Source organism: Nocardia sp. NPDC005366, from assembly GCF_040606855.1.
Classification (GTDB): Bacteria; Actinomycetota; Actinomycetes; order Mycobacteriales; family Mycobacteriaceae; genus Nocardia.
In genome coordinates this window covers 95549-108705 of the sequence record NZ_JBEXFQ010000004.1, presented here as the reverse complement: position 1 = coordinate 108705, position 13157 = coordinate 95549, and the positions used below count along the sequence as shown (strand labels likewise).

6 protein-coding genes are annotated in these 13157 nt (G+C 68.2%); all 6 read right to left on the bottom strand.

The features are described from left to right. Positions 1 to 27: 27 nt before the first annotated feature. The 6 genes from ABZS43_RS06290 to ABZS43_RS06265 all read right to left on the bottom strand — a co-directional run bounded on the left by ABZS43_RS06290 (position 28) and on the right by ABZS43_RS06265 (position 13155). A complete protein-coding gene (locus ABZS43_RS06290) occupies positions 28 to 1221 on the bottom strand; it encodes an ABC transporter ATP-binding protein (protein ID WP_355034756.1) in 1194 nt (397 codons plus the stop codon). Next, positions 1208 to 1864: an ABC transporter permease gene (locus ABZS43_RS06285; protein ID WP_355034969.1), complete on the bottom strand. Its 657-nt coding sequence runs from the start codon at positions 1862 to 1864 to the stop codon at positions 1208 to 1210. Before ABZS43_RS06285 ends, ABZS43_RS06290 begins: the two co-directional genes overlap by 14 nt. A gap of 170 nt (positions 1865 to 2034) precedes the next feature. Next, on the bottom strand, positions 2035 to 2973 hold the full coding sequence (locus ABZS43_RS06280; RefSeq protein WP_355034755.1) for an MHYT domain-containing protein: 939 nt from the start codon (positions 2971 to 2973) through the stop codon (positions 2035 to 2037). 360 nt (positions 2974 to 3333) lie between these two features. Further along, positions 3334 to 3957 carry a hypothetical protein gene (locus ABZS43_RS06275; RefSeq protein ID WP_355034754.1) on the bottom strand — a complete coding sequence of 208 codons (624 nt, stop codon included), beginning with the start codon at positions 3955 to 3957 and terminating at the stop codon, positions 3334 to 3336. 454 nt (positions 3958 to 4411) lie between these two features. Continuing rightward, positions 4412 to 6004, bottom strand: coding sequence for a PfaD family polyunsaturated fatty acid/polyketide biosynthesis protein (locus tag ABZS43_RS06270; protein WP_355034753.1), 1593 nt, complete (start codon positions 6002 to 6004; stop codon positions 4412 to 4414). Next, a complete protein-coding gene (locus tag ABZS43_RS06265) occupies positions 6001 to 13155 on the bottom strand; it encodes a beta-ketoacyl synthase N-terminal-like domain-containing protein (RefSeq protein WP_355034968.1) in 7155 nt (2384 codons plus the stop codon). Before ABZS43_RS06265 ends, ABZS43_RS06270 begins: the two co-directional genes overlap by 4 nt. Positions 13156 to 13157: the final 2 nt, after the last annotated feature.

Below are 13157 nucleotides of genomic sequence, written 5' to 3'. Positions count from 1 at the left end.
CCGGACCTGCGGTCTCGACGGCCCCGGTCACGTCGCCGGCTCCGAGGTCTCGCCCGCCGCGGCGCGCACCGCCGACAGATGACCGACGAGGGTGGCGATCGTGACCAGACCCGCGTATTCGCCGCCGGGCGCGGTGACCACAGCACTCGCGGACTCCTCGGCCAGTAATGCCTCGAGCGCGTCCTGGAGTGTGGACCGTGCCGAGACCGTCTGTCCCACCGGCGTTCCCGCCTCGCGCAGCGAGGTCGCGACCGCGAGTTGAGCGGCGGTGACCCGCCGCAGCGGGCGGCGGTTCTCGTCCAGGACCACCGCGAGCGGACGGTCCCCCATGGCGGCGCGCAGGGTCGCGGTCGGTTCGGATTCGACCGCGGCCGGGCAGTCGTCGAGGCGAACGTCCTCGATCCGGGTGAGGGTCAGCTGTTTGAGGGAGGCGTCCGCGCCGACGAATCCGGCGACGGTGTCGTCGGCGGGATCGGCGAGTACGGCGGCGGGGGTGTCGTACTGGAGGATGCGGGATCGGTCGCCCAGCACCGCGATCCGGTCGCCCAGTTTCACCGCCTCGGCGAAATCGTGGGTGACGAAAACGATGGTTTTACCCAATTCGGTCTGTAGGCGCAACAATTCGTCCTGCAACGACGCGCGGGTGATCGGGTCGACCGCGCCGAAGGGCTCGTCCATCAACAGGACCGGAGGATCCGCGGCGAGCGCCCGCGCCACCCCCACCCGCTGCTGCTGCCCGCCCGACAGCTGACGCGGATAGCGGTTACGGTAGGCGCCGGGATCGAGGCCGACCAGATCGAGCATCTCGTCTACACGCGCCGAGATCCTGCGCCGGTCCCAGCCCAGCAGTCCCGGCACGGTCGCGATGTTCTTGGCGACCGTCATATGCGGGAAGAGCCCGGCCTGCTGGATCGAATAGCCGACCCCGCGCCGCAATTGGTCGGGATCCATGCCGGTGACGTCGCGGCCGCCGATCGTGATCGTGCCCGAACTCGGTTCGATGAGCCGGTTGATCATCCGCATGGTGGTGGTCTTACCGCACCCCGACGGGCCGACCAGCACGACGATCTCCCCCGCCGGAATCGTCATCGACACCCGGTCGACGGCGGGATCAACTTGTCCCGGATAGTGTTTGGTGACGGCGTCGAGCACGATCTCGACCCCGGATACTCCGTTCACGGCGGATCCGGACCCGCCGGTGCGGGTTTCAGTCTCGGTCACGGATACCCCTCGAGGTGGTGAGACGCCCGACTAGCAGCAGGATCCCGTCGAGCGCCAGTGCGAGCACGATGATGAGGACGGTGCCGGTCAGCGCCTGCGGCACGGCGTTGGGGCTGCCCAGCCGCGACAGGCCGGAGAAGATCAGATTGCCGAGACCGGGCCCCTTGGCGTAGGCGGCGAGCGCGAGGATGCCCATGATCATCTGGGTGCTCACCCGCATACCCGCCAGGATCGACGGCCAGGCCAACGGCAGTTCCACCGCCGCGAGCACGCGCAGCCGATTCATGCCGACACCGCGGGCGGCGTCGGTCACCGCCGGGTCCACCGACGCGAGCCCGATGATGGTGTTGCGCAGGATCGGCAACAGCGCGTACACGACCAGGGCGACGATGGTCGGCCCGACACCGAGGCCGAGCAGCGGGATCAGCAGGCCGAGCAGCGCGAAGGAGGGAACCGTGAGTACGGCGCTGGCAACGGCGGTGGCCGCCGACGAGCCCAGCGGACTGCGATACACCACGATCCCGATCAGCACCGCCACGACGGTGGCGATGATCAGCGATTGCACCACCGCCGAGACATGCAGATACGAGTCGACGAGCAGTTGATGCCGCCGCGAGACGACGAAATTCCACAGCGTGTCCAGGACCGCACCTCCCCGTCGCCCGTTTCCGGGAGACTATCTCGCGGAGAATGCCCGCCGCACGGCAAACGGAAACAACGACTTCCGCGCACCATCGCGCGGACCCCGTTGCGCGGGTGGCCTTTCGGGGGCGGATCGTCGCCGACCCGAGACACGGCGGCTCGTGCCACCGCCTACCTGGGGATGTGGGGACGCTGACCAGTGGGCGAATCCGGCGTACTGGCCGGCCAGTACTGGGAGGCGGGGGGACGGGCGGGTCGCGTCGACTCGGGGCGGTCCCTGTCCTGCCACCACGGAATATCTTCGGCCGAAGGGTATTCGGCGCGTTTCGGCGGTGCGATCCCGATGTCGGTGGTCGGCCAGTTCGGGGTGCGGGGAGCGGTGCGAGTGACGGGCCCGCGTTCGATCGAGGTCAGGCCGACGCTGATGAGCAGCAGCATGGTCACGATGCTTATCACGGCGATCAACGGGCCGAGCAATTGCAGCGCTTCCGCTCCCGCGGGCGTGCCGTGGTGCCCTCTCTCATGGGCGTGCATGGAGGCCATGCCGGTGTAGTGCATGCCGGAGACCGCGACGCCCATGATCAGTGCCGCACCCACGGTGGCGAACGCTCCGTCGATCCGCAGCGTGAACCACAGCGCCGCCGTGGCGGCCACGACCGCGATCAGAACCGACAGCGCGACCAATCCGGCGTCGTAGGTGACGGCCGCATCGGATTTCATCGCATACATACCCGTGTAATGCATGCCCGCGACACCGATCCCGGTGATGGCGCCACCGGCGAGTAATCCGGGTATCGTCGGCTCCGGCTTCACCACCAGCAGTAATCCGATCCACACCACCACGATGGCAGTGACCGCACTGAACAAGGTGATCGGCACGTTATATCGGATCTGCGCGCCCTCGATCGAGAATCCGAGCATCGCGATGAAATGCATCACCCAGATCCCGGTGCCGCCGATCGCCAAGGCGGACAGCCCGAGCCACGATATCCGGCTTTCCTGCCTGGCGCGTGCGGCGCACTGCAATCCGAGCAGGCAGCCGATGAAAGACATGCAGTAGGACAGCAGTGGCGTTAACCACCCGTGACTGAAGTGATAGATGTCTAGCATCTCGGAAAGACTACTGGACGGTTGCGCCGAGATCACGAAATGGAGAAGCGAAGCAGACGATACGGTCGGTTACCGGCGGACCGCCGACGAGAATGACGCTTCAGTCATCGTCGAGTTTATCGGACAACGCACAGGGAGAAGTCACAATTATTTCTCATCGCTATGCACTAGCTATTGATTTGCGCCGCGAGCGAAACCCGGGGATTCACCCGAGAACTACCGTATCGACCGGACCGCAACGACGATTACGCCAGGTTCGCTGGAACATGACCGCTCGATTCCTCGAATTCGCACGGTTGCGCTCCGAACGAGCTCATCCGGCCGGGAGTCTGCGCTCTGCGGCCGGACGGGCTCGCAGCGTCACACCAGCTCGGGCACGCGCAGATGCGCGAAACCCAGCCTGAACTCCGCCACTTCGAGAACCTCGGCATCCATCCTTCGGGTCGCGGCGGCCCGGATCCGATCCGCCTGCTCGCGGCTGTTCTCCAGCTCCTCGATGCTCGACCAGACGGTCGAGCCCACCGCTCGGCCGGTCGCCCGGTCGACGAACAGACTGGCGCTGCGGAATCCCTCGATCTTCTCGAACTCCGGCAGCAGACTGGTCTTGAACGTGTCGATCATCGTGTCGATCCCGGCCGGATCGACCTGCAACCAGGTGCATCGCGTGCACGCGCGTGCACCGGCCAGGTGATCGCGGTGCATGACCGCGACTTCCCATTCGTCGATCTTCTCGGTCTGCCCGTTCAGCGCCTGGACCAGACCGTCACGCAGCGACTGGACGCGCGGCCTGCTGGACTGCAGCGCATCCTCGGATTCCCACGCGGTCGTGGCGATGCAGCGCCCCGTCGCCCTGTTCATCATCAGCGACAGGCCGACCCAGCCATCGACCCCGGGCAGATTCGTCATCACCTCTTTGCGGAGGTACGCGATCCCGCTGTCGATCGACGACGGCTGGGCCGCGATAGTGCTCGAACGTGCGTACACAGGCCACCTCCCACTCCAGGAAGGGCGGCGCCCCCGGTGGACGCCACCGGACACACCCACTGTCCTCCTCGCTCGCCGTCCGCACAATGCAGCGCGGACGCTCCCTCGCGGAACCTCGAAATTCGACCGAATTCTTGGCCCGCAGGTATTGACAGCGGGCAAATCGGGAGAAGACTGGATACATACCGGAACACCGGAAAAGGGCCGCGCAGCCGACGGAGACGTCCGTCGACCGTAGGGACGTTTTTCCAGGATCTGGCTAAGCCCCCGGCAAGCCAGTCGAAATACCGCAGTTGTCAGCGACGACTGAGACTGATGGTTTCGATGGAGACTACCGGGGACTGTTCTGTCCGGGGGGCGAGTACGTCGCCTGCGGGCCGGGGGTGTTTCCGACACGGTGATCGCGGAGACGCGGGAACGGTCGTGCCGACCGCTGGAGGAAACGACACAGTGGTCAGGGCTGCCCCTGGTTCGGCAGCGGGGCAGGGCGAAAGTCGGCGCAGCCGGGCGGGACGCGGACCCCGCACAGCGCCAACTGCTGCACCCGGGATGCGAAGGCAGCGCCGTGCAGGAGGTTCATGGCCACGTCGACAACGCGGCGGTTCTCGGCAGGCGCCAGATAGGAGTCGCGCACCCACTCGTTGAAACTACCCATCGCCGGGCCGCACCAGATCTGGTAGTCGAGCCCCCGGCCTGCCTCACCGGTGGATGCCCAGCGCGACGCCATGCCGAGATACCACCGAAAGACCAGGGCCATCTTACGTTTCGGGTCACCGGCGGCCCGGTCGAGCCGACCGGGATCACGACGAGTGAAATATTCGACCGTGTCCTGCCAAACGTCCTCGACGCTGCGGTGGAGAACCTGGGTCTCGAGTCGTTGCAGTTCCTCGGTCGGCAGGGCCTCCAGAGACGGGTAACCGCAATACAACTCGTAGAGGCGACGGGCGCGCATCGGAAACATGGTGCCCTTCTTGAGTACCTGCAGTTCGACGCCCAGTTCGAACATGTCCGCCGCCGGGGCCATCTCGACGTCGGCGACCCCCGCCTCCGCGAGCATGCGGCGCACCTCGTCGGAGGTCCCCGCCTCCAGGCAGGACTGGTTCACCGAGCCGGTGACGATGTAGTCGGCGCCCATGGTGAAGGCGGCGGCCGCCGCGAGCGGAGTTCCGATGCCGCCCGCCGCGCCGATCCGTACCGCGAACGGCAGACCCAGTTCGTCCCGCATTCGATCGCGGGTGCGGATCAGCGAGGGCACCAGGGTGGTCAATGGTCTGCGGTCGGTGTGACCGCCGGAATCGGCCTCGGCGGTGACATCGTCGGCGAGTGGCACATACCGCGCGAGTTCGGCCTGTTCGGCGGTGAGGTGACCGGCCGCGACCAGTTCGGCCACCATCGCCGGCGGTGCGCAGCGCATGAACTTCTCGGCCACCTCCGCGCGGGACACCTTGGCGATCACCGAATTCCGCACGACCAGTCGGCCGTCGGCCGTCCGCGACAATCCCGCCACCCGGTAACGCACGATATTCGGCGTCACATCCATGAACGCCGAGACCTCGACGCAGCGCACTCGGTAGCGCAGGAACAATTCCACCGCGGCGCGTTCCATGGCTGGTTCGCTGGGGCTGTGGATCAGGTTCGCGGCGTAGGGAAGTCCGGGGATCTCGGCGGCGAAGCGCCGTAACGCCGCCTCCACTCGCGAAGGAATCAGCCCGGCCGCGCCGAAGGAGCCGAGGCACCCCGCCCTGGCAAGGGCGATCACGTACTCCTCCGACGCGATGCCACCGGCCATCGCGCCGCCCATGTAGGCGTATCGCACCCCGTGGTGGGTGCGGAAGGCGGCGGACCCGAGGCGTTGCGCGGGCAACGGTCCGACAGCCGCGATCACCGATGTGTCATCGGCGGGGCGTGCGGTGCTCAGGCCGACGGCATCGGGCGTGCGCACCACGTACACGGGTGAGTCGAGATCGGTCAGGATTCGATAGAAGCCCCGGTGGTCGGTGTGGACCACGGGCTCGGCGAAATCGGGGGTGCCGATGGTGGCGGTCATCGTTGGTCCTCTCGACGGTTGTGCACCTCGACCGCGATGTCGGTGATCTCGTATATGCGCATGCCCGGCTTCCAGACATTGGCGTCGGCGATCACCAGAATCCGGGCGGATCCGGTTTCGTCCTCGTCGCGTCGAATCTCCTTGATGTGCAGGTCGAAGGTCATCGGGCCTTCGGTCCGCAGAATCTGGCCGCGGTATTTCCATGTCATCGCGACGCCAAGCGGCATGGCGAAGACCGGGTCGGCGAATTCCGCGCCGAGCCCGGACTCGATCGCGTACACGTGCAGTGCCTGGATCAGGGCCTCGACACCCAGCGAACCGGGCATGACCGGGTCGAGATGGAAGTGGCACTCGAAATACCAGTCGTCGGCTCCGATGTCGCGACGCCCGTACAGGTAGCCGTTGCCGTAGCGACCTCCGGTGGGCAGTATCTCCAAGGCGTCGACCAAGCGCAGACGACCGTCGGCCAGGCGCAGGCCCGGCCGGTCGAACCGGCGCTCGTCCGCGCGCGCCGCGGGCATGCGGTTGTCGGAGGACGACAGCCGCTCCCGCTGATGCAGCCAGGGAGCGACGTATTCGCCCGCGTCCAAGCCGGTCTGGTTGGCGAGTGCGTCGGCGGTGTGGAAGCCGAACAGCGATTCTCCGCGATAGAACAGCACACCGTCGGCGAACAGTTCGTAGCTGAATCGCTGGAGCGTGGTGCCGGGCATGATCTGACTGAACGTCATGACCGTGCGCTGCCGGATCGTTGTGCCGCGCAGATCGATCCGCGCCACGACGGTCGCGGTGCCGTCCAGATTGCGGATGCTGCGATCCTCGTCCGGGGTGGCCAATGTCGCGCCAAGGTGGCAGCCGAGCAGCGCGGCCGCCTGCAGCGAGGACTCCATGTACACGCAGTTCGGCATGCCGGCAAACGCGTTCTCGTGGAAGTACCACGCTTCCGGCGCGCAGTCGTACTCGGTCTCCATCGCGGCGCCCGGCGTCAGAATTCCGCGGACACCGTCGAATCGCATGACCCGGTCGACGAATCGGAAATCACCGCTGGGCATGTGACACGGCTTGCGTCCGGCGTAGATTTCGAACTCCGGTCCCAACGCGATGGCGACATCGCCCTCGGCGGCGTGCGCGAGATGTAGTTCGTTGATGAGGGCCGCCTCGCCGTGCTGATTCCGCCGTCCCAGAAACGGTGGGATGCCGCCGATTCCGGCCCGGAACGCAGTGCCGGGCTTCTCGCACACACGCACGCCGAAGTTCCGCAGGCTCATGATCGCCTTGTCGCCGTCATAGACGGTCATATCCGCGATCACGGTCGGGCGGGGCAGCATGGTCAGCTCGGTGATCTCCACCCGGTAGCGCAGGACGCACCGCCGCGGAGTGATCTGGCCGCGGACCTTCAGTTCGGTTCTCATTCCGGGCACCGACTGGAATTCGGCATCGGGAAACACCAGGTGCATACCCAGGTACATGGCGTAGATCTGCAGCAATTGCACACCGCCCTCGGCCAGCAGAGAGCCGGGAAGCACCGGGTCACCGGGGAAATGACTCCGGAAATACCAGTCATCCGGATCCACCTTGGCGATGGCGTCGATCTCACCGAGGCCGCGCGGTCCGCCGAGCCGGTCGATGGTGGTGACGTCGGAAATCATGCGTAACCGAGGAACGGAGCCCGTGGAGCCTTCGTTCGCGCCCGCGGCGGGGATGCGGATCGACCGATTGCAGCCGTCTCGGATTTGATCCCAGGCCGCGCCGAACACCTCGCCCGGGCGTCCCCGGGCCAGCAGATCCAGGTCCGCGCTCGACAGCGAGGTCCGCTCGGTGCGGGCCAGCGGCTTGAACCAGGTGGGCCGCATGGCTTGTCGGCGTGCGCGGTCCATTCCGCTGGGAACCACGCCCGACGAGCTGTCCAGTTCATCGGGTGAGAAGAAGCCCGCACTGGCTCTGAGCAGCTCCAGGATCAGCACACCGTCGGCGTAGCAGCGGTAGCTGAAGAAGAACAGCAGCGTGTCGCCGTTCCATACGAAGCGGTCGATGGTGATGTCGTAGCGCAGGGTCTGGCCGACACGCGGCAGGCCCGCGTGGAACACCAGCTCACTGTCGAGCAGGCGGTAGACCCGCTGCCCCCGATAGCGGCGGTCTATGCCCAGGTAACCGATCAGCAGCAGGTCACCTTGACCGGCCTCGATGGTGACGGCCGACGGCACGAGACCATCGACGGCGTACCAGGCGTCGACCGGCACGTCGTATTCCGTGGTGATGGAACAGGGTTCGTAGACACCGGGGGTAACGTCGAGCGCCGTCACGCGGGTCACGAAGAGATACGGCGGGGCGGGCAGCCGCACCCGCCTCGGGTAGGTGTCGATCTCGGCGAAATCGGGCCCGAAGATACCGGATACCTTGCCGGAGGCGAATTCGAGCAGCTGCGCCCGGTCCCATACAACGGGGCGATCCGGCGCCGGATCAGCGGCGACGGGCCCGTCGGCGGCGGGTCGCGCGGCGGTGTCCGCGCCCCCGCCCCCGATCGGCAGCGCACGACGCGCCTCGAGGTCGTCCAGACTGCGTGACAGCAGCGCGTCCTGCCACCGCAGGAACGATTCGTGTGCCTCGATCATGGTGCGCCTCATCGGCGCGAACACCCGAGTGCGGGCCGCATCGATTCCGAGAGCGACAGCGGGCGCGGTGATTCCGACCGGGGACGCTGTCGCGGGTGGCACATCGGGGATCGGCGACGCGGCGAACGCGGCTGGCGGTGATGCGGCGGGCAGCGCGGTGAGTGTCGCGGTCGACGACTCGACCGGAACAGCGATCGACGGTCCGGCAGCCGCCGCGGCCGGGATCGCCGAGCGAGCGGGGAGAAAGACGAAAGGTTCGCCCTCGATGGCGATGCCGTCACCGGTCACTTTCGACACGACGTCGACGACGACCGGCGCGGCGGCGGCGCGCACGGACGCGGCCATCGGCACCGCGACGTCGGCCAGGGCCGCCTGCGCGCGCACGCGCACGCGTTCGATGAGTGATTCGCCGCCACAGGCGGCACGCGCACGGAACACCGCGCGCGCCGGTTCCGGCGCGGGGAACAGTCGCGCCAGATCGACCGGCACACCGTGGCTGACCAGGCGGGCGAGGGCGGCTCCGATGGACTGACCGACGGACAAAGCGCGCTGGTCGACGCTGACGGCGACATGCGGACGGTCGCCGAGGGTATCGCCGATCCATCGGGTACAAGTCGCGCCTGCACCGACTTCGACGAACACCCGGAAGCCACGCTCGTAGGCGGTCTCGGTCAACCGCACGAAGTCGACGGTGCGGCACATCGTGTGACCGATACGTCGGGCGATATCCGCGCGGTCGGTGACGGCGATCCGGTCGTAGTCGAAACTCGACAACAGTTCGAGGTCCGGGGCGGTGGCGCCGAGTGGGAAGTCGCTGAGTCGCGCGCACTGGTCGTGCACGGAATCCAAGATGTCGCAGTGCATCACGCTGTTGATCGGTGATCGGGCGGATTTGCACCCCAGCCGTCGCAGTAGTTCGCGCACCTGGTCGGGGAATCCGGCGACAACCACTTCGCGCGGGGTGTTGATGTGGGTCAGATACACCCGATCCAGGCCGCTCATCGCCGCGCGGACGGCCTCGGCACCGCTCAGCAGCACCTTCGTGGTCCAGACTTCGGTGTCGGGCAGCGTGTCCGGCAGCTTCCACCGGCGGCGCACCAGCTGTTTCGGCCCGCGCAACTGGTCGACGAACAGCGGTGTCGTCCGCAGCACCGAGTCGTCACGCCGCGCGGCGTCCCAGACTCCGGTGGCGAACAGCATGCTGGATTCGCCGAGGCTGTAGCCGTACCCGCCGTCCGGGGAGATGCCGAGGATGTCGCGCATCAGACACGTGGACAGCACCGCGAGGTGGGTGCCGACGGCCAACATGGTCGGGATGGATTCGATCAGCTCGCCCTCGTGGCGCATCATCGCGCTGCGGTCGAGGCCATGTGGCGCGCTGGGGAACAGCGCCGCGTGCTTGTACTCGCTCCAGGGTGCGCGCGAGTCACGTTCGAACTCGCCGAGCAGTCCGGGGAATACGGTGAACAGCTCGCGACCCGCCCCTGGATAGGCGGTGAAGGCGCCCGGATAGACGAAGGCGACCCGGCCCGTGCCGACCGGGCGCGCGGTGCAATAGCTGCCGGCCGGTGTGGACCAATCCATTCCGGCGGCCAGCCGGTCGGGCAGATGCTTGATCGCGGCGCCGAGTTCTCGCCGCAGCACGGCCGCGTCGGAAGCGACCAGGACGGCGATATATCGCCCGGCCCGCGCCGCGGCGATCCGGACACGGGCCAGGTCGGCGGGACCAGCGCCCGCGTCGAGGTCGTCCAGACACTGCCGGGCCGCCTGCGCCAGCGCGGCGCCGTCGTCTCCGGACAGCGGAATCAGCACCGGCGCACCGGATCCGAGCCAGTGCACGGCTTCGAGCGCGGGAGCGGCGGGCGCCGCGGAGACGATGATGTGCGCCGCGGCGGCGCCGTCGACGGCGTGCACCGCCGCCACCAGTCGCTCACCCGCTTGTCGTGCCAGCCACGGTGCCGGGGCGTCGAGCAGACGCAGGGCCGAGGCGCCGAACCCCTCCGTCGTGGTGGTGCGGGCGCGTTCACGCAGATCCGATGGCGCCGGTGGCAGCTCGCGGTGGCGCAGGGCGAGCACAGCGCCGACGACACCGGTCAGCACACAGGCCTGCTGGGTGTCGCCGACAAGCGGAACCGCGCTGCCCACCGCGCAATTCGGCAGATCGGTGCGGGAACGGTAGACAGCGGCCAGCGCGTCCAACTCGGCGGCGCCCGCGGTGGTCGCCAACTCGAGGTACCCGACCCGATCGGTGTCGAATCCCACCGCGGACAGCGCTGTTTCGATGCCTGTCGGCATTTCGTCGGCATGCCCGATCACGACGGCATCGATGGTTAGTTCGGAATCGTCGGTGGCCCTGGTCAGCACTACCGCGGCGGCGCCATCGCCGAGTACCGGGCGCCGTCCTCCCGCGAGAACGGTACGCACCATGGTGTTCTCGTAGCCTGCCGCCAGATCCACGCCGCCGACCAGCACCGCCTCGACGGTGGGATCGAGCAGCAACAGATTCGCGACCTCGAGTGCCAGGGCGCCGCCGGTCGCGTCGACCGAGACAGTGAACGCGGGTCCGGTCAGATTGTGGGCCGAGGCGATGCGCGCGGCCATGATGTTGCCGGTGTACGACATCACCTCGTTGGCGCTGAGGGATCCGTGGATGCCCGCCTGTGCCGCCGCCACCAGCCGCTCGACCTCGTCGGCGCCGAGACCGATCCCCGCACGCGCTATCTCGGACCGGAGGTGATGGCCGACATCGGCGGGGGCGCGCAGTGCGTGGGTGCGTGGCTCCATCTCCATCGCGACCACGACCGCGACCCGTCGCGATCGGCGCGCCGGACCTCCGGACGAGGTCGCCGAACCCGCCAGGCCGGCATCGATCAGCGCCTCGTCGGCGGCCTCGAACAGCAGCAGATGCTGGGGGTTGGCCCAGGTGAGCTCACTCGGCAGCGTCTTGTACCCGCGTACGTCGACCTCGATGGTGTCGACATAGCCGGCCGGTGCCTGCGCGGATGGTCCCGCTGCGCCGACGGCTTCCAGTCCGTACCAGCGGTTCTGGGGCCGGTCGATGAGGGCGGGGCGACCGGAGCGACGAACGCGGCGCAACGCGGCGGCGCCCGAGACGGCGCCCACCCTGACCCCGGCGCCGACGACGGCCATCCGCGGCCGGTCGGGAACCGGGTCGGCGGTGCGGGCGGTGGTGTCGGATAAGGCGGTATCGGATGAGGCGGCCAAGATCAGGTGGGCGTTGGTTCCGCCGAATCCGAAGGCGGATACGCCGGCCCGGCGCACGCGGCCATCGCTGTCCGGCCACGGCCGGTTGGCGGTCACCAGCCTGCCCGCGACGTCGGCCACCCCTTTCGGACGGATCGGCACCGCGGGCGGCGGGGTCGCGGGAATGGTGCCGTGGCGCATCGCCAAGACCGTCTTCAGGATGCTGGTGAAGCCGGCCACGGTCAGCAGGTGACCGATATTGCCCTTCACCGAGCCGAGCAGCGGAATGCCGTCCGCGCCGAAGAACTCGCAAAGGCCGGTCAGTTCGACAGGATCGCCGACCGGCGTACCGGTGGCGTGACATTCGATGTAGTCGACCGACGCGGGGTCGATACCGCCGTCCTCGTAGGCCTGTCGGTAGGCGGCCAGTTGCCCGGCGACTCCGGGTACCAGCGGATGCGCTCCGGCACCGTCGTTGGACAGACCGATGCCCTCGACCACCGCGTGGACGCGGTCACCGTCGCGCCGCGCGTCGGCCAGACGCTTGAGAACCAGCACGCTCGCGCCCTGCCCGGTGACGATGCCGGTCGAGGCGGCGTCGAACGGGCGACTGATCCCGTTGTCCGCGAGTGCGTGCAGGGTGGAGAAGAACAGGTGAAGTAGCGCCGGGTCGGGCGCGCACACCGCCCCCGCCAGGACGACATCGGCGGCGCCCGTCGCGAGGTAGTCGCGGGCCAGACTGATCCCGTAGACCGCGGACGCGCACGCGGCGTCGAGCGCGAAGCGCGGACCGCCGAGCGCGAGGGCCTCGGCGATCATGGTGGCGGGCAGCCCGGACGGCCACAGCGAACGCGCGGGCGCTTCCGGCCGCCACGGTCCGGAATCGTTGCCGGACAATGGCAGTCCGGCCTGCTCCATGCCTCGCATGACCCCCTCGCGCAGCAACGGCAGGCACAGGCGCATCGATTGCTCGGTCGGCAGGGAATAGTTGCCGAGGATCAATCCGGTGCGGGCGAGTACCTCGGCGTTCTCATCGATGCTCGCGTCGGCCAGTGCCTGCCGAATCACATGAAGCGGCCACCGAACGACCGGACCCTGCTCGTCGAGTGCCGCCGCGTCGACCCGTAGACCGTGCACCGCGGGCTCGGGTTCGGTCACGAAGCTGCCGCGCATCGAGGCGATCGGGGGCGTACCCGTAGCGGCACCGACGCCGGCCTCGGTGCGCAGATCCACTCCGTCGACCAGGTTGTCCCAGAACTGCTGGGGGTTGTGGGCGCCGGCGAACAGGCAGCCGATGCCGACGATCGCGATCGGGGTGTGCCGTTCGAGGTCCGTCATCG